The organism is Actinacidiphila sp. bgisy160 (assembly GCF_965342435.1).
Taxonomy (GTDB): domain Bacteria; phylum Actinomycetota; class Actinomycetes; order Streptomycetales; family Streptomycetaceae; genus Actinacidiphila.
Genome location: NZ_CBDRCM010000002.1, coordinates 301162 through 318299 on the forward strand (window position 1 = coordinate 301162; position 17138 = coordinate 318299).

The window sequence follows — 17138 nt, forward strand, 5'->3', positions numbered from 1 at the left end:
CTTGAAGATCCCTTCCCGGTACGCGCCACTCAAATGCCCCGCAAACCACATAATTTACGTTGGGATGCATGCTTACACACCCAAGGGTGACTACCCGGATGCCGAACCTCCCCCACCGCGCGCCCCCGCACGTGCTCCCGTGCGCCCGCCATGAGCCGCGAGGCCGGGACGTCACCGCCCGTAACCCCCGCTGGGCGGCGCAGTTGTGAAGGTCGTGGAAGACACCGTGGAACACACCGTCGCGGCCCCGCCGCGGATCGCCGGCCAACTCCTCGACGCCGCCGTCGGGTACGCGGAGGAGCGGCACTGGGATGTGCTGCCCGGTGCCTGGCTCGTCGAGGACGCCGCCCCTTCCGGCCGCGGTGGCCCGCGCACCGTGCGCTGTTCCTGCGGCGCCACCACCTGCCCGGCGCCCGGGGCCCATCCCACCGGGCCCGGCTGGGTCGGCGAGGCGAGCGGGAGCGGTGCCTCGGTACGCAGGATGTGGCTGCGGCAGCCCCACTCCTCGGTCCTGCTGCCCACCGGGCGCACCTTCGACGCGATCGACGTCCCGGAGGACGCCGGCTGCCTCGCGCTGGCCCGCATGGAGCGGATGGAACTGCCGCTCGGCCCGGTGCTCGGGACCCCCGCCCGGCGGATGATCTTCTTCGTGCTGCCTGGGGCCGCCGCCAAGGCGCCGGACCTGCTGCGCCGGCTCGGCTGGGCGCTCTCCTCACTCGACCTGGTGGTGCGCGGCGACGGCGACTGGGTCCCGGCCCCGCCCACACGGTTCGGCACGGGCGGCGTGGTCCAGTGGGTGCGCCCGCCCACGGCCCTCAACCGGTGGCTGCCGGACACCGACGAACTGATCTCCCCCCTCGCCTACGCCTGCGGCCGCGCGCGCTAGCCGGGCCGTATCCCCGTCGGCATAGGCTGGTCGAATGCCGAACGCATCCGTCGCGCCCGCCGTACGCGTCCATGGGCTGTGGAAACGCTTCGGGCCGCAGATCGCCGTGGCCGGAATCGATCTGGCCCTGCCCGCCGGGCACTTCGTGGGACTCGTGGGGCCCAACGGGGCGGGCAAGACCACGACCCTGTCGATGGTGACGGGGCTGCTGCGGCCCGACGACGGCCTCATCGAGGTCGGCGGCGCCGACGTCTGGCGCGATCCGGTCGCCGTGAAGTCCCGCATCGGCGTCCTGCCCGAGGGGCTGCGTCTCTTCGAGCGGCTCACCGGCCGCGAACTGCTGGCGTACACCGGCCGGCTGCGCGGCATCCCCGGCGCGGAGACCGACCGCAGGGCCGCCCAGTTGCTCGACGTCCTCGACCTGGCCGGCTCCGCGGGCAAGCTCGTCGTGGACTACTCGACGGGCATGCGCAAGAAGATCGGCCTGGCCGCGGCGCTGCTGCACAATCCCGAAGTGCTCTTCCTGGACGAGCCCTTCGAGGGGGTCGACCCTGTCTCCGCCCAGGTGATCCGCGGGGTGCTGGAGCGGTACACCGGGTCCGGGGCGACCGTCGTCTTCTCCTCGCACGTCATGGAGCTGGTGGAGAGCCTGTGCGACTGGGTGGCCGTGATGGCCGCGGGCCGGATCGTGGCCCAGGGCCCGCTCGCCGAGGTGCGCGGGCGGGCGCCGACGCTGCAGGACGCCTTCCTGACCCTGGTGGGCGCCCGCGACCGCGGACCGGGGCAGGACCTGGACTGGCTCGGCGGGGCGAGCCGGTCGTGACCGGCACCTTCGTACGGCTCAAGCTGGCGGTCGTCCGCAATGGGCTGCGCCAGTCGGCCGGACGCCGGGCCGGCTGGATCATCGGCACCCTGGTGTCCCTGCTGTACGCGCTCGGCCTGAGCGTGGGACTCGTCGCCCTGCGCGGGAACGACTACGCGCCCGCGGCGGCCATCGGCGCCGGGGTAATGCTCGGCGTCGGCTGGACCGTGATGCCGCTGTTCGTCTTCGGCGGTGACGACACCCTGGACCCCACCCGGCTGGCCATGCTGCCACTGCGGCCGCGGCCGCTGATCCGGGCCCTGCTGGTGTCCTCGCTGGTCGGCGTCGGGCCGCTGCTCACGCTCCTGGTGTCGGCCGGAGCGGCGGTGTCCGTCGTGGCGGGTGCCGCCTCGGTGGTGGCGGCGGTGCTCGCGGTGCCGCTGGCCGTGCTGCTGTGCGTGGCCCTCTCGCGGGCCGTCGCCACGGCCAACACCCGGCTGCTGACCAGCCGCAAGGGGCGCGACCTGGCGGTGCTCAGCGGCGTGGTGATCGCGGTGGGCGCCCAGTTGGTCAGCCTGGGCGCCAACGCGCTCAGCTCCGGGCACGGTCTGGAGCGGATCAGCGCGCTCGCCTCGGTGCTGCGCTGGGTGCCGCCCGCGTCGGCGCTGGACGCGGTGCGGTCGGCGGGGGAGGGCGCGTACGGGCTCGCGGTCGCCGAACTTCTCTGGGCCGGGGCCGTGCTGGGGCTGGTGCTCACGTGGTGGCACCGCAGCCTGGACCGGCTCATGTCCCGCCCGGACGCCTCCACTGTGCAGGCGGGCCCGTCCGGCGTCCGGGAGACCCGGTTCCGGCTGTTCCCCGAGGGGCGCACCGGCACCGTCATGGAGCGCCAGTTCCGCTACGCCTGGCGCGATCCGCGGACCAAGGCCGCCTGGGTCACCGCCCTGGCCGTGGGGTTGCTCCTGCCGTTCGTCTCGGCGATCCAGGACGGCAGCGTCTACACCGCCTGCTGGGCGGCCGGACTGCTCGGGCTGCAGATGTACAACCAGTTCGGCATGGACGGCTCCGCCTTCTGGACGGTCGCCGCGACCATCTCCTCCCGCACGGACGCGTACGCGGAGCTGCGCGGGCGGGCCCTGGCGATCGCGGTGGTGGGCGTCCCGTACGTGGCCGTCGTCACCGTCGGCGCGGCCCTGCTGCTGGGGCGCGCCGACGCGGTCGCCGAGACGCTCGGGCTCTCCTTCGCTCTGCTGGGGGCGCTGATCGCCACCGGCGCCTGGGCGAGCGTGCGCTTCCCCTACTCCATGCCGCAGGAGAACCGCTTCGGCAGCGCCGCCGCGCCGGGCCAGACGGGCCTGGCCTGGCTCAGCCTCGTCGGGGGCGCGATGACGGGTGCGCTGATCACGCTTCCCGTGCTCGGCCTGCTGATCTGGCTCCACGTCTCGGGGCGGCACGGGGCGCTGTGGCTGGTCCTGCCGCTGGGCTGCCTCTACGGGGCCGCGTTCGCGGTGCTGGGGGTCCGTACGGCGGCTCCCCGCCTGCTGGGCCGGCTGCCGGAGGTGCTGGCGGCGGTGAGCAAGGGGTAGGTGCCGCCGGTGGGCCCGTGCGGCACCCGGGCGGGGGCCCTGGAGGCTTCTTGGGTTCGACACGCCCTAGAGGCGGGACAACGATGCCGTGGCGTACAGGACGTCCCGGATCGCCGCGCGGTCCCCGTCGCGCCCGGCGGCGATGCGGCCGGGGGAGATGTGGCCCGCGGCCAGTTGGCAGAAGTCGAGCCGGTCGACGGCGATCTCGGCGACCACCGCCTCGGGGGTGCCGATCGCGCCGGGCGAGTCCAGGGAGATGTACCAGTGGCCGCCGCCGGAGCCCTCGACGTGCAGGTCGAGGGTGCGACCGGGGGCGCCGGCCCGGACGAGACGGGCGGTGGACTCGGCCAGCCCCGCCTGGCGGAGCGCGGCCAGGGCGGTGGGCAGCATCCGGGCCGCGAGGTCGATCATGCGGTTGAGGTGCGGCGCCGCGGGCGGCCCGTACTCGGGGTAGTCCAGGGCCTGCGCGATGTCCTCGGCGTGGATCCAGCACTCGAAGGCGCGGTCGATCAGGGCGTCCCGCATCGGCACGACGGCGTCGGCGAAGTCCACGGGCAGCCCGCCGGTCGCGGAGCCGGCGAAGGACAGCGTCCGCACGATGTCCCGGGTCTGGGTGCGCCACTTGTTGCGGACGAAGGCGTGCGTGTGGCGGCGGCAGCGCTCCCCGGCGAGCTCGGTGCGCTCCAGGCGCGTGCGGGGCGCGCCCGGGCCGAGCGGGTCGTCGAGTCCGAGCGCGGTGGCCACGATGCCGTCCACCGAGCCGAGATGGGCGAGGACGCCGCAGAGCGTCAGCTCGCGCGCCCCGCCCGCCCAGACGAGCTTGACGGGCAGGTCCCACTCGGGCTCGCCGAGGTCGGTGAGGAGCGCGTCGAGGCGCGCGGTCTCGGCGTCGTACGGCGAGGCCCACTCGGGGACGGGGATGCGGGCCGGGCGGCGGCCCAGACAGCCCTCCAGGACGCGGGCGCGCAGCAGCGGGTCGAGGTCGAGGGACTCCTCTTGGTGCAGCAGCCCCACCGCGCGGCGCAGGCGCACCGACTCCTCGGCGCAGGGCGCGCAGTCGGTGAGGTGGACCTCGACGGCACCGGCCTCGTCACGGGAGCAGGCCGACAGCGCCCATGCGCCGAGCAGGGAGCGCAGCACGCGGTGGTCGTACTCCGCGGGTCCGGGCGGTACGGGCGGCTTCACGGGTTCGCGCTCCGGTCCGCGCGCCACCTCCGCCGCGCCGCGCGCGGGCGCGTCCGGTGAGGACGGGGGCAGGCACAGGACCTCCGGCAGCGGGCCGTCCTCGGCGGCGCCGCGCGGCATCGGCACCCGGGGCAGGTTGGTCCCGGGCGGGGGCGTCTCGTCGTTCTCGGCCGGTCCGTTCACAGGGACCTGCCCTGGGACGGGGAGTCGTGCACGGCGGTGGACAGCAGTTGGAGCCCGAGCCGGAGGCGGCGGCGTGCCTCGTCCTCGGTGACCCCGAGGTCGGCGGCGGCCTCGCGGTAGTCCATGCGGCGGCGGTAGGCGAGGTCGAGGGCCTGGCGCAGGGGTTCGGGCATGGAGGTCACGATGTAGTCGGCGCGGGCGGCCGTCGATGCCTCCCGGACCCGGGCCTCGACCTGCTCCGGGGTGCCGGCGCCGCGGTTCTCGGACTGGCGCAGCCGGTGGACCGCCTGGCGCTGGGTGAGGCCGGCGATCCAGGAGCGCAGCGACCCCTGCCTGGGGTCGTAGGCGTCCGGGTTCTCCCAGATGTAGCCGAAGACCTCACGGGTGATCTGGGCGGCGGCCTCCTCGTCGTCCATGACGCGGTGGGCGAGGCTGTGCACCAGGGAGGCGTAGCGGTCGTACAGCTCTCCGAGCGCGGCCTCCTCGCCGCGCGCGAGGCGCTGTTGCATCTTGCGGTCCCAGCGGGGTGGTGCGGATGCCGCCATCGCGTCTCCCCCTTTGTCACCGTCGCCCGACTACGGTCGCACTGCCTCGGATCGAATGTATCCGCCGATTGCTGCCACGTACGACGCCTTGCGGCAAGCTTCTGCCGTAACTGATCGATTCTGGTAGTGCGTTATCCGGGTGTGACCGGAAGATTGCGGGGAAGCGGCTCTGGCGGGGCATAGGGTCTGTACGACCGCTGCCGGGAGAAGGGCCAGACAGTGGCATTGCAGGTGCTGCAGGGCGAACAGGACGGTTGGGTGATCCTGACCGTTTCGGGGGAAATGGATCTCGTGACCGCTCCGGTGGTGCGCCAGCACGTGCACGACGCGGTGGCCGACGGGCGCCACAGCGTGGTGCTGGACCTGGCCGGGGTCCACTTCTGCGACTCCAGCGGTGTGGGTGTGCTGATCGCCGCCCGGCGACTGATGCGGTCCTGCGCCGGGCAACTGCGGCTGATCCTCCCGCGGAACAGTCCCGCGGACGGCGTCGCCCACGTCAACCGGGTACTGGCCGCCCTCGGCGTGCGCCGGCTCTTCGAGGTGTTCCCCGACCTGGAGGCCGCCACCGACGATGCGGCCCGGCCCCTGTCGGCCTAGGTCCTTCCGGCGCGCCGCTCGGTGGGCGCGCGGGCTCGCCAAGTGCTGTGTGAGGACTTTCACATCATCTGTCCGCTTCGCCCATCAGGCGCTGGTAGAGGCCTGATTGCAGACTTGCGGGCGGAATCTGTGGAGAACGCACCTTTCGCCGGCCCTTCGCCCGGGTTACCTTCGTGCGCAGAACACGTGTTCAAGGTTCTGTCCGGCGGGTGGGGGCGTTCGTACGGAGGTCTCCACTGCCCATGCTCGATCTCGCGGGTGCATGGGACCACCTCTCGTGGTCCCTGCGTCATGTGCACTGGTACGGAGTGACCGTCGGTTCCCTCCTCGCCGTCAAGCTGCTGCTCTCCATCCGCCGGCGCCGCCGTCCGGAGCTCACGTTCGACAAGCCGGTGACCCGGCTCCGCATCCACGGCGTGATCACGGTCTACAACGAGGCCCCGGCCATGCTGCGCGGCTGCCTGGAGTCCGTCCTGGCGCAGACCCTGCTGCCGCACTCCCTCACCGTGGTCGACGACTGCTCCAAGGACCACTCGGCGCGTGCCCTGATCGAGGAGATGCGCCCGCAGTTCCGGCGCGCGGGGGTCCGGCTCGACTTCGTCCGCTTCCCCGACAACCGCGGCAAGCGCCACGGACTGGCCGCGGGCTTCGGGCAGGAGCCGCTCGCGGACGTGTACCTGTGCGTCGACTCCGACACGCTGCTCGACCGGCACGCCGTCGCGGAGCTCGCCCGGCCCTTCACGAAGCGCCGGGTCCAGTGCGTCACCGGGCTGGTGCTCGCGCACAACCGCGGCACCAACCTCCTGACCCGTCTGATCGACATGCGGTACGTCAACGCCTTCCTCGGCGAGCGGGTCGCCTACTCCCGCCTCGGCTCGGTGCTCTGCGCCTGCGGGTCGCTGGCCATGTACCGCGGGTGGGTCGTCCGCAAGCACCTCGACGACTTCCTCGGCCAGCGGTTCCTCGGCCGCCCCGCGACCTTCGGGGACGACCGGCGGCTGACGTACTACTGCCTCACCGAGGGGCTCTCCCTGATCCAGCCGTCGGCCGTCGGCTACACCGACGTCCCGGAGCGCCTCGGCCACTACGTGCGCCAGCAGATCCGCTGGGGCAAGTCGTTCATCCGTGAGGGCTTCCTGCTCCTCGCCAAGTTCCGGCTGCACCGCATGTACTGGTGGCTGAACCTCGTCGAGCTGGTGACCTGGGCGGCCTTCACCGCGGGGCTGCTCGCGGCGCTCGTCGCCGTCCTGGTGCACCCGCGGGGCTGGACGCTGCTGGCCGGCTACCTCGCCTACATGTGCGTCATGGCCTGGGTCCGCTCCGTCCACTACCTGCGCGGCGCCGCGCAGGTGAGGATCGCCGACCGGGTACTGACGTTCCTCGCCGCCCCGCTGTACGCCCTGCTCAACATCGGCCTGCTGCTGCCGCTGCGGCTGTGGTCCCTGGCGACGCTGCGACGCACCAACTGGGGCACCCGGGCCCGGATCGAGGTCGGCGGCGCCCACGACGACGTTGCCTTCCAGCCCGCCGGGCAGCCCCACCTCCCGCACCAGCGCCCGGAGCCCGCCGGGGACGAGTGGGACCCGTGGGACCCGTCCGCGCACACCGGGACCCCGTCGGCGTTCGGCACCGCCGGCGCCGTGCGCGACGCCGCCTCCTAGGCCCGTTCGTTCCGCCGCCGGGTCCGGCCGCTTCCCGGAGACCGCATCGACCGCATCGACCGCTTCCCGGAGACCGCATGGCGTGCCCTCGGCATCGCCCCTCCACCGCGCTAGGAGCTTTTGTGGGTTCTGCCCGCCCCCCTGTCCGCCCTTGTGTCCGGCCCGGCCGCCCCGCCCCCGCCGGACGCGGGAAGCGGCGGAGCCCCGTGTGGAGGGTCGCGGGGTACCTGCTGCTGGCGGCGGCCGTCGGCGCGGGCGTCACGGCGCTCCATCCCGTGTGGCGCGAGGCGCACCGGCCGCCCCCGGAGCTCACCGTCCGCTACAAGGCGGGCACCCCGGCGTCCGCCGCCACGGCCCGGCCGTGGCTGGAGGTCGTCAACACCTCCGGCCACCGGGTGCGCCTGGCCGACGTGGCGGTCCGGTACTGGTTCACGCAGGACGGCGGCTCCCCGTACGCCTTCAACTGCGTACAGGCCGCGATGGGCTGCTCGAACGTCGACGGCAGGACCGTGGCCGTGGACCGTCCGGTCCCGGCCGCCGACCACTACCTCGAGATCACCTTCTCGAAGGCCGCGGGCACCCTGGCCCCGGGCGCGAAGAGCGGCGCCATCGGGGTGCAGCTGTACCGTCCCGGCGGGAAGGTGGACCAGCGCGACGACCGGTCGTTCAGCCCCGGCCACGACACCTTCCAGGCGTCGAAGCTGGTGACCGGCTACCTGGACGGCAGGCGCGTCTGGGGCGACGAGCCCGCCGGCGCCGCCCCCACGTCCCCCCAGGGCGCCGCGGCGGGCGCGGCACGGCCCGCGCCGCCCTCCGGGATCGTCTTCGACGACTTCCGGTACAGCGGCCCCCGCGACCCGGCGCTGCGCGCCCACGGCTGGCTGGTCCGCACCAGCGGTGGCGGCCCCGGCATCCACGACACGTGGTCGGCGGGAGGCGTCGGCTTCCCCGCGGACGGGGACGCCCTGGGCGGCCAGGTCCTGCGGCTGCGCGCCGCCACCGACGGGACGCGGCGCGGCACCAGCCAGGCCGAGGTGCACACCACCGGCACGAAGTTCCTGACCGGGACCTTCGCCGCCCGGATCCACTTCACGGACGAACCGGCCAGCGGCCGAAACGGCGACCACGTCAACGAGACCTTCTACATGATCTCGCCCCACCACCACGCCGAGTACAGCGAGCTCGACAACGAGTACCAGCCGAACGGGGGCTGGGGCGCCCCCGGCCCGAGGCTCGACACGACGACCTGGCGCAGCGCCAGGGAGGGGGACCGGGTCACCCGGGCCACGCATTCCAGCCTCAGGGGGTGGCACACGCTGGTCACCACGGCCGCGCACGGCGTGGTGACCTACAGCCTCGACGGGCACGAGCTGTTCCGCACCGAGGGCAAGTACTACCCGACCCAGAACATGTCCGTGAACTTCAACGCCTGGTTCGTGGACCTGCCGTTCACGGGGAAGCGCACCTGGGACATGCGGGTCGACTGGTTCTACCACAACGCCAGGAAGGCCCAGTCCCTGACGGAGGTGGACAAGGCGGTCCACGGCCTCGCCGCGGGCGGCACGGGCTACGTGAACACGGTTCGCGAGCCCTGAGCCGGTGGGGCGGCGAGGCCGGCCCGCGTCAGGAGTCGGCCGGGGCCGGGCCCAGCGTCGTGGTGCCGATCGCCGCGCGGTGGCCCAGGCCCGTCCGGTAGGCGTCCAGTGCGGCCTCCACCCGGCCCGAACGGCGCAGCAGGTCGCCCAGCAGCCGGCAGATGTCCGCCAGGTCGCCGGCGGCCCCCGCGCGTTCCAGCAGCGCCAGGGCGGACACGTAGTGCTCCTCCGCGGCCTCCGGGTCGCCGCGCTCCTCCGCCAGCAGCCCGAGCAGCCGGTGCGCCCCGCCGGCGTGGACGGCGCCGCGCCACGGGCCCAGCTCGTCCAGCAGCCGGGTCAGCAGCTCCTCGGCCTCGGCCGGCTTGCCGCGCCGTCGCAGCACGTCCGCCAGCTCCACCTCGACCTGCACCGTGAACAGCACTGACCGGCCGGCGGACAGCATGTCCCGGGCGGTGCGCAACTCGCGCTCGGCCTGCTCCAGGTCGCCGTCCTGGGAGTGGACGTAGCCCCGCATCCAGTGGCAGTGGGCCAGGTCCGTGTGCAACTCCAGCCGCTGGAACAGCTCCTGGGCCTTCGCCAGGGACGCCTCGGCCTCGCCGGTGCGCCCCGCGACGATCAGGGTGCGGGCGATGCTGCGGTGCATCTGGGCGACCAGCGCCGGATCGCCCGCCCCCGGGGCGAGATTGAGCGCCTGCTCGGCGGCGTGCGCGGCCCGGGCGTAGGCGCCCAGGTCGGTGTACGGCCCGATGGACGCGATGTACAGCATCAGCAGGGCGTCGGGGTCGGGGCGGGCGCCGTCGGAGACGGTCTGCCGCTCGAGCCGGGTGATGCCCTCCTCCAGCAGATGGGACGCGTACCGCACCTCACCCGCCAGCAGATGGGACACGGCCCGGCCGCGCAGCGCCGCGGCGCGCCGGGCGTCCGGGGCCGCTGGGTCCGCGGCCAGCAGCCGTTCGGCGGTTTCGAAGTGGAGCCGTGCCTGGTCCAGTTCGCCCGCGTCCAGGGCGGCGTCTGCCAGCCGGAGCAGTTCGAGGGGATCCTGCGGGCCGTCCTGCGGGCCGCTTTCCGGAACTGTGCCGGGACCTTCCTCCAGGCCGTCCCGCGCCCGGTCCTGGCCGTCCTGTGTGCCCACCGTGACCCTTCCCCTCTGGAACTCTTGCGGAGGAGGGTAACGCGGCTTTGCGCCGGACGTGCCTCACGCTTTCGTAAAGCGCTCCCTGAGCTTGTACTTCAGGACCTTGCGCAGGTCTCTTCCCGCGGCAGGGCGTCCACCGCCTCGAGCCGTTGGGGCGGTTTGCGGACGGCCGGGCCCACGGCGGAGTGTGAGGACAGGATCGCGGAGAGTCTCCCCGGTGATGCTTTTTGCGGTGTTGAGTCCGTGATGGCCGATTCGTCACGGATAAAGGGTTCCCGAGTGCCGATATCGGGTTGTGTCCGAGGTGTGACTTGTCACGCCATGGAGTCGGAGCCCGCCTCGGGTACGCTCCATCGGGTGCGTGTGGTGGCGAAACGCGACGGATGCGGCAGTGGCGGGGTCTCGGTGCCCGGTGAGCTGCCTGCACCGGGCTGTTCGATTTCGACCCGTAATGAGCCCCGCACAGTATGCGGCACTCGTACCCCCTCGCGCTGGAATATGCCCGAAGCGCTTGTTGCGGTGACTGCGGGTCAATCATGCTGGGTCGCGAAGAGGTCACGTACGGTGACCCTGCCGAGGCGCGAGGCGATGTGTCCGCCGGTTCGGATGGTGTGAGCGGTGCAGGTGCTCCAGGTTCAACTTGAGGTCGGTCCCGACCCCGCAGAGGTGGGGCGGGCCCGCCGGTGGGCCCGCTCGCGTCTCGCGGGCTCCGGTATAGGAGCCGACGAGCCGGTCGCCGAGACGCTGATCCTGCTCATCTCCGAACTGGTCACCAACGCCGTTGTGCACACCGGCTGTCCCGCCGTGCTGCGGATGCTCTTCCGCTCCTCCGGTGCCGCGCGGAGCGGCGAACAGGAGACCGTGCGCGTCGAGGTGGCCGACACCAGTGACTCGCCGCCCCGCCCGAGGCACGCCGACAACGACGAGACCGGCGGCCGGGGACTGGAACTCGTGGACGGCCTCGCGGACCGCTGGGGCTGGCAGCGCGAGGGCGCCGGCAAGCAGATCTGGTGTGAGATCGACCGCTGTGAGCGCCCCGCGATCGTCCCCGCGCAATCCATGGGCGGGCTGCTCCGCCGCCCCGCCTTCTGACCTGACCGGACCGTACGGGCCGCCCGTCGGAAACTTTGGCAGGGCCGGCTCCCGCTGGACGAACTCGTCATCGGAACCTACCCGGTGGAGGACTTCGTCAAGGCGGCGGAGCGCGCCCGGGGCGGCCGCGTGGCGCGGGGCTTGCTGACCTCTTGACCTTCCCGGCGCTTGTCAGAACGCCGCCGTCGCCCGGAAGGTGCGCCGGTAGGCGCTGGGTGAGACGCCGAGGACGGCCTGCAGATGCTGCCGCATGGAGGCCGCCGTGCCGAACCCGGCCTGCCGGGCGACCTGGTCGACCGACAGGTCGCTGGACTCCAGGAGGTGCCGGGCGTGCTCGACGCGCTGCTGCGCCAGCCACTGCCCGGGGCTGGTGCCCATCTCCTCCCGGAAACGACGGGTGAAGGTGCGCACGCTCATCGCCTCGCGCTCGGCCAGCTCACGCAGCGTCAGAGGCTGGTCGAGCCGGTCCAGCGCCCAGGAGCGTGCCGCCGCCGTGGTGGCCTGCTGGGGCTGGGGGACGGGCCGCTGGATGTACTGGGCCTGCCCGCCTTCCCGGTGCGGCGGCACGACCGTACGGCGTGCGCTGGCGTTGGCCACCGCGATGCCGTGGTCACGGCGTACGAGGTGCAGGCACAGGTCGACGCCCGAGCCGACGCCCGCGGAGGTGAGGATCGCGCCGTTGTCGACGTACAGGACGTCCGGCTCGACGCGCACCTGGGGGAAGAGCCTTTGGAAGTGGTCCGTGCTCGACCAGTGCGTGGTGGCGCGCAGACCGTCCAGATAGCCGGCCGCGGCCAGGAAGTACGAGCCGGTGCAGATGGAGACGAGCCGGGCTCCGGGGCGGACCCGGGCGAAGGCGGCCGCCATCTCCTCGGGCAGGCGGCCCTCCGTGTGCGCGACGGAGCGCTCGTGGGCGGCGGGGACGATGACGGTGTCGGCCGTCTCCAGGACCTCGGGTCCGTGGGCGACGTGGATCTCGAAGTCGGCGTCGGCGCGTACCGCCCCGGGGCCGTAGGGGGAGCAGGTCACCACTTCGTACAGATCGACTCCGTCGCGGTCCCTCGCGCCGCCGAAGATGCGGTGCGGGATGCCCACTTCGAAGGGGATCACGCCGTGCTGCACCAGGACGACCACCCGGTGGCGCACCGGTGTGCCGGTATCGGCGGTCCGCGAAAACATCTCCATGGATGCGGTCATGGCCCGATCCTTGCACAACATGGCCATCCGGCCACTCGTTCCGTGAGAAGCGATGCCGGATGCTGACCTGGTGACGCAGACTCCCGAGCTTCCCGCGCAGTCCCTGGCCGACAGGGTCCCCGCCGCCGATTCCCGGCCGTTCCGCACACCCCGGATCCACCGCGCGTGGTCGGTGGCCGCCGCCGCCTTCGTCGCGCTCATCGGCGCCGCGGGCTTCGCCTCCCTGCCCGGACTGCTCATCGAGCCGCTGAACGGCGAGTTCGGCTGGTCGAGGGGCATGATCGGACTGGCCGTCTCCGTCAACCTCGCGCTCTACGGGCTGACCGCGCCGTTCGCCGCCGCACTCATGGACCGCTTCGGCATCCGCCGCGTCGTGGCGGCCGCACTCCTCACCATCGCGACCGGAGCCGGCCTGACCGTCTTCATGACCGCGAGCTGGCAGCTGGTGCTCCTGTGGGGTGTGCTCGTCGGGCTGGGCAGCGGCTCCATGGCCCTGGCCTTCGCGACCACCGTCACCAACCGCTGGTTCGAGCACCGGCGCGGCCTGGTCACGGGCATCCTGACGGCGGCCGGCGCGGCAGGGCAGCTGATCTTCCTTCCCCTGCTCTCCGTCATCATCGAGAACGCGGGCTGGCGCGCCGCGGCGCTCACTGTCACGGGTGCCGCGCTCCTCGTCGCGCCCGTGGTCTACCTGCTGCTGCGGGACCACCCGGCCGACGTGGGCCTGGCCCCGTACGGCGCCAAAAAGTTCATGCCGAAGCCGCCGCCGGTGACGGGGGCGGCCACGCGGGCGGTCAAGGCGCTGTTCAACGCCGCCCGCGGTGGCCCGTTCTGGCTGCTGGCCGGAACCTTCGCGATCTGCGGTGCCTCGACGAACGGCCTGGTCAAGACGCACTTCGTGCCGGCATCGCACGATCACGGGATGCCGGTGACGGCCGCCGCGTCCCTGCTCGCGGTGATCGGCATCTTCGACATCGTGGGCACCGTCGCCTCCGGCTGGTTCACCGACCGCTTCAGCCCGCGGCGGCTGCTGGCCACCTATTACGGGCTGCGCGGACTGTCGCTGATGTTCCTGCCGGTGCTCCTGGGCGACTCGGTCCACCCGCCCATGGTGTTGTTCATCGTCTTCTACGGCCTGGACTGGGTCGCCACCGTGCCGCCCACCATCGCCCTGTGCCGCGAGTTCTACGGCGCCGACAGCGCCATCGTCTTCGGCTGGGTGCTCGCCTCCCACCAGGTGGGCGCCGCCCTGGTGGCGTTCCTCGGCGGCGCGGCGCGCGACGTCTTCGGCTCCTACGACGTGGTCTGGTACTCCTCCGGGGCGCTGTGCGCCGTGGCGGCGCTCATGGCGCTGGTGATCCGGCGGCACCCGACCCCGGGCACGGGGACGCTGCCCCTCGCGGCATAGCCGGCGTGGCTCCGGAGCCGCCGGCGGCCTTCGCGGCACAGCGCCGGGACGTGAGCACCCCCCTACGCCGACCTTCCGCTCACGATCCCACGGGAAGTGACGTTCCGTCAGAGATGAGGGGCGCGCGGGGGACGGTCCGGGACGCCGCGTACCGTGCCGGTTATGGGATGGAGTGCGGGGTGGGGGTCCCTGGCGCGGACCGCGGTCGACCCGTGGGGCGATACCGGACGCGCGGCGGCGGTGTCGACGTACTGCGCGGTGGCGGTGGTCGCGCAGACGGTCCACTTGGCGCTGCTTCCGTCCCTGAAGTCCTCGGAACACGCCTTCGACGAGCCCTTCGCCCTCTGCGTGCTGCCGCTGGCCCTGATCCCCCTGTGGGCCTGCGCGGTGGCCGCCTCCCTCCTGCACGCCCTGCCGGCGACGGTCCTGGGACTGCGGCTCGCGGCGCGCACCGGTCGTCCCCGCTGGCTCTGCCTGCTGGCGGCGGAGGTGGCGACTGCCGCCGTCCTGGCGGTGCATGTGGTGTGGCTCGGCGGTCCGTACCCGCTCGCGTGGCTGTGCGTCGCGGGTGCCGGGGCGGCGCCGGTCCTGGTCACCTCGTTCTACGCGGGCCGTCGGGACCCGGAGGGCAGGACCGGGTGGGCGCGTCAGCGGCAGGTCGCCTTCCAGATCTCTGTTGTGTCGATCGCCGTGATCGGCCTCGTCCTCGCGGGCGGTCTACTGGCCTACGGCACCGGACTGCTGGAGGAGTACCGGCCACCGCCCGGGGCCGGGGCACCCGGCGAGTGAGCCGTCTCGCTGTCACCGTCCACGGAAGTCCGGCGGGCGGCGTTCGAGGAAGGCGAGCCGGCGACCGGTGGCCGGGCCGGGGCCGGCAGGGCAGCGGCGTCCTGGAGTTCATGACGTCGCGTCAGGAACAGGCGGGGCGCGAGGAGCCTGTGCGCCCCGCGGGAAGGCGGCCCGGCCGGCTGAGGGGGAGAGGGGCGGCCCACACCCCCTCGATTGCCCGCCGCGCGGCGTTCGCTACCGCCGCGCCACCGCCTTGGCGATCCGGCGCGCGTCGATGGCCATTTCGCGGAACATGCCGCTGATGGGATTGGTGAACCCGGTGAAGTACAGACCGGGAGCGTTCTTGGGGCTGCGGCGGCCGTGTGCCAGGGGCCGGCCCCGCTCGTCGAGGACGCCGAGATGACCGACCAGCGGTTCCAGGCCGCGGCGGTAGCCGGTGGCCGCGACCACGGCGTCCGGGGTGATCCGCGTGCCGTCGGCGAGCAGGACCTCATGTCCGTCGAAACCCTCGACGGCGGCCACGGGCTCGACCTTCCGCGACCGGACGGCGTCGACGATGCCGACGTCCTGGACGGGGATGGAGCCCTCCCGCACCCGCGAGTAGAGGCCGTTGTCCGGGCGCGGGAGCCCGTACGCCGACAGGTCCGGCACGGAGACGCGCTCCACGTAGGGCGCGATCGTGTCGACCAGCCTCGTCGGGAGGCGGCGGACCATGATGCCGGTGCGCTGCGCGGGCCACCCGGCGGTGGAGCGGCGCATGATGTGCGGGGGCGTCCGCACCGCCAGCCGGACGCGGGCCGCGCCGGACTCGGCGAGGTCGACGGCGATCTCGGCGCCGGTGTTGCCCACGCCCACGACCAGGACGTCCCGGTCCTCGTAGGCCCGGCCGTTGCGGTAGCGGGAGGCGTGCAGCAACTCCCCGTCGAAGGTGTCCCGCCCGGGCCAGTCCGGCACGTGCGGCGAGTGGTTGTAGCCGGTGGCGACGACGACGCTCCGCGCGGTCAGCCGGCGCCCTCCGGTGGCCGGGAGCACCCAGCCCGCCGCCGGGTCCTCCGCGGGCTCGACGCGCCCGACCTCTATGCCGGTGGCGACGTCCAGCTCGTGGAACTCGGCGTACTGCTCCAGGTAGCGGACGACGTCGTCGCGGCCCACCCAGCGGCCGTACGCCCGGGGGATCCCGAGGCCCGGCAGCGCGGACAGGCGTCTGGTCGTGTGCAGCCGCAGCCGGTCGTAATGGCCACGCCAGGAGGCACCCACCGCGTCCGACCGTTCGACGACCAGGGTGCGCACGCCCCGGTGTCGCAGCGAGGCGGCGACGGCGAGGCCGCCGGGGCCCGCGCCGACGACGATCGCGTCCGGCGCGGCCGTGCTCGGTATGGGGGTGGCGGCGGATGCGGAGGTACCGGCGGATGCCGAGGTGTCGGTCATGGCTGCTCCCGTGCCTGCAGGGTGAGGTCACTCCGGAAGGTAGCGCGCTTTCGCCCCGGCGCCATGCGGAGGCGTGACCGCACGCGGTCGGCAGACTGAGTGTCAAATTCCTTTTCCTCGAAGGCATGTGACGCGGACGGTCCGGCCGGCCGACGCCGAATGGCTCGCCGTCCTGCGTATCGGCCTCGGGTTGTGGTGGCTGGGAAGCCGGCGGCACAAGGACAAGAGGGGCCGGTTCGAGCCGCGCACCGGCATCGCCTGGGCCGCGGTCGTCGGTCTCACCGGGGGGCCGCGCAGCATGGCGGCAACCGTCGGCCGCGCCTGGGACGCGCTGGGCGTAGGCATGGCCTGCGCGTCTGCCCTCGCCCCGCGGCCACCGACGAGGGGATCGCGATACCTGTCTTCCGTCCGCCCGGGCGGCGTCCTTTGCTTCAATGAGGGCGTGCTGAAGCCGGTGGAGTTGGAAGCGTACGGACTGCTGCTCAGACCCTGGGAGGAGACGCCCGGCGATCTGGACGCGGCACTGCGCGGCCTCGCCGACCCGGATTTCCGCCGCTGGAACACCGCGCACGCCCCCGAGCCCGACGAGGCCGGGGCGCGGGCGTTCCTGGGGCGCCGGCGCGACGGCTGGGCGGCCGGCGACCTCGCATCGTTCGCCGTCACCGAGGCCGGGGTCGTAGTCGGCCAGGCCGGCATAGGGATGATCGACCAGGCCATGCGCGGGGCACGCGTCAGCTACTGGCTGCTCCCCGAGGCCCGTGGGCGCGGCCTCGCCTCCCGGGCCCTGGAGGCGGTGACCCGGTGGGCCTACCGCGATCTGGGGCTGCACCGGCTGGAACTGGGCCACGCCGTGGGCAACGAGTCCTCCTGCCGTGTCGCGGGGCGCTGCGGTTACCTCCTCGAAGGCGTGCTGCGCGACGCGATGGTCGACCTGTCGGGCGCGCTGCGCGACGTCCACCTGCACAGCCGCCTCGCGACCGACCCGCGTCCCTGACCCGCGTCTTCGAGCCCGCGTCCCCGGCCCCTCGGCGGAGATTTGCCGTGCCTTG

15 protein-coding genes and 1 pseudogene are annotated in these 17138 nt (G+C 73.3%); 11 read left to right on the forward strand and 5 right to left on the reverse strand.

Annotated features, from left to right (window positions below):
• Positions 1 to 205 precede the first annotated feature (205 nt).
• The 3 genes from ACRWNP_RS04155 to ACRWNP_RS04165 are packed head-to-tail and all read left to right on the forward strand — an operon-like array spanning position 206 to position 3274.
• The gene (locus tag ACRWNP_RS04155) at positions 206 to 886 is read left to right on the forward strand and encodes a bifunctional DNA primase/polymerase (RefSeq protein WP_431959527.1); all 681 of its coding nucleotides are present in this window, start codon (positions 206 to 208) and stop codon (positions 884 to 886) included.
• Between the two features lie 34 nt (positions 887 to 920).
• A complete protein-coding gene (locus tag ACRWNP_RS04160; protein WP_431959528.1) occupies positions 921 to 1709 on the forward strand; it encodes an ABC transporter ATP-binding protein in 789 nt (262 codons plus the stop codon).
• Positions 1706 to 3274, forward strand: coding sequence for a transporter (locus tag ACRWNP_RS04165; protein ID WP_431959529.1), 1569 nt, complete (start codon positions 1706 to 1708; stop codon positions 3272 to 3274). Before ACRWNP_RS04160 ends, ACRWNP_RS04165 begins: the two co-directional genes overlap by 4 nt.
• Before the next feature lie 66 nt (positions 3275 to 3340).
• Here ACRWNP_RS04165 and ACRWNP_RS04170 read toward each other — a convergent pair whose 3' ends face one another.
• Both ACRWNP_RS04170 and ACRWNP_RS04175 read right to left on the reverse strand, forming a co-directional pair.
• Positions 3341 to 4642: a maleylpyruvate isomerase N-terminal domain-containing protein gene (locus tag ACRWNP_RS04170; RefSeq protein WP_431959530.1), complete on the reverse strand. Its 1302-nt coding sequence runs from the start codon at positions 4640 to 4642 to the stop codon at positions 3341 to 3343.
• Positions 4639 to 5187: a sigma-70 family RNA polymerase sigma factor gene (locus ACRWNP_RS04175; RefSeq protein WP_431959531.1), complete on the reverse strand. Its 549-nt coding sequence runs from the start codon at positions 5185 to 5187 to the stop codon at positions 4639 to 4641. Before ACRWNP_RS04175 ends, ACRWNP_RS04170 begins: the two co-directional genes overlap by 4 nt.
• Before the next feature lie 219 nt (positions 5188 to 5406).
• Here ACRWNP_RS04175 and ACRWNP_RS04180 point away from each other — a divergent pair, with 219 nt between their 5' ends.
• The 3 genes from ACRWNP_RS04180 to ACRWNP_RS04190 all read left to right on the forward strand — a co-directional run bounded on the left by ACRWNP_RS04180 (position 5407) and on the right by ACRWNP_RS04190 (position 9040).
• Positions 5407 to 5784 (forward strand): STAS domain-containing protein, encoded by a 378-nt coding sequence (locus ACRWNP_RS04180; protein WP_431959532.1) that lies wholly within the window; start codon positions 5407 to 5409, stop codon positions 5782 to 5784.
• Positions 5785 to 6026: 242 nt separating this feature from the next.
• Positions 6027 to 7445, forward strand: coding sequence for a glycosyltransferase (locus ACRWNP_RS04185; protein ID WP_431959533.1), 1419 nt, complete (start codon positions 6027 to 6029; stop codon positions 7443 to 7445).
• A gap of 206 nt (positions 7446 to 7651) precedes the next feature.
• Positions 7652 to 9040, forward strand: coding sequence for a cellulose binding domain-containing protein (locus ACRWNP_RS04190; RefSeq protein WP_431959534.1), 1389 nt, complete (start codon positions 7652 to 7654; stop codon positions 9038 to 9040).
• A gap of 28 nt (positions 9041 to 9068) precedes the next feature.
• On the opposite strand, the gene ACRWNP_RS04195 is transcribed toward ACRWNP_RS04190, so the two are convergent.
• Complete coding sequence (locus tag ACRWNP_RS04195) at positions 9069 to 10172, reverse strand: tetratricopeptide repeat protein (RefSeq protein WP_431959536.1); 1104 nt, start codon at positions 10170 to 10172, stop codon at positions 9069 to 9071.
• A gap of 621 nt (positions 10173 to 10793) precedes the next feature.
• Between ACRWNP_RS04195 and ACRWNP_RS04200 the strand changes: the two genes are divergently transcribed.
• Complete coding sequence (locus tag ACRWNP_RS04200) at positions 10794 to 11267, forward strand: ATP-binding protein (protein ID WP_431959537.1); 474 nt, start codon at positions 10794 to 10796, stop codon at positions 11265 to 11267.
• A 39-nt stretch (positions 11268 to 11306) separates the two neighbouring features.
• Positions 11307 to 11423, forward strand: a pseudogene (locus tag ACRWNP_RS04205) (Zn-dependent alcohol dehydrogenase); the annotation flags it as partial.
• A 15-nt stretch (positions 11424 to 11438) separates the two neighbouring features.
• Here the strand turns inward: ACRWNP_RS04205 and ACRWNP_RS04210 are convergent.
• The gene (locus ACRWNP_RS04210) at positions 11439 to 12464 is read right to left on the reverse strand and encodes a GlxA family transcriptional regulator (RefSeq protein WP_431959538.1); all 1026 of its coding nucleotides are present in this window, start codon (positions 12462 to 12464) and stop codon (positions 11439 to 11441) included.
• A gap of 70 nt (positions 12465 to 12534) precedes the next feature.
• Between ACRWNP_RS04210 and ACRWNP_RS04215 the strand changes: the two genes are divergently transcribed.
• On the forward strand, positions 12535 to 13872 hold the full coding sequence (locus ACRWNP_RS04215; protein ID WP_431959539.1) for an MFS transporter: 1338 nt from the start codon (positions 12535 to 12537) through the stop codon (positions 13870 to 13872).
• A gap of 162 nt (positions 13873 to 14034) precedes the next feature.
• The gene (locus ACRWNP_RS04220) at positions 14035 to 14661 is read left to right on the forward strand and encodes a hypothetical protein (protein WP_431959540.1); all 627 of its coding nucleotides are present in this window, start codon (positions 14035 to 14037) and stop codon (positions 14659 to 14661) included.
• Positions 14662 to 14895: 234 nt separating this feature from the next.
• On the opposite strand, the gene ACRWNP_RS04225 is transcribed toward ACRWNP_RS04220, so the two are convergent.
• Positions 14896 to 16089, reverse strand: a complete 1194-nt coding sequence (locus ACRWNP_RS04225) for a flavin-containing monooxygenase (RefSeq protein ID WP_431959541.1) — start codon at positions 16087 to 16089, stop codon at positions 14896 to 14898.
• Between the two features lie 442 nt (positions 16090 to 16531).
• Between ACRWNP_RS04225 and ACRWNP_RS04230 the strand changes: the two genes are divergently transcribed.
• Positions 16532 to 17083 carry a GNAT family N-acetyltransferase gene (locus ACRWNP_RS04230; protein ID WP_431959542.1) on the forward strand — a complete coding sequence of 184 codons (552 nt, stop codon included), beginning with the start codon at positions 16532 to 16534 and terminating at the stop codon, positions 17081 to 17083.
• Positions 17084 to 17138: the final 55 nt, after the last annotated feature.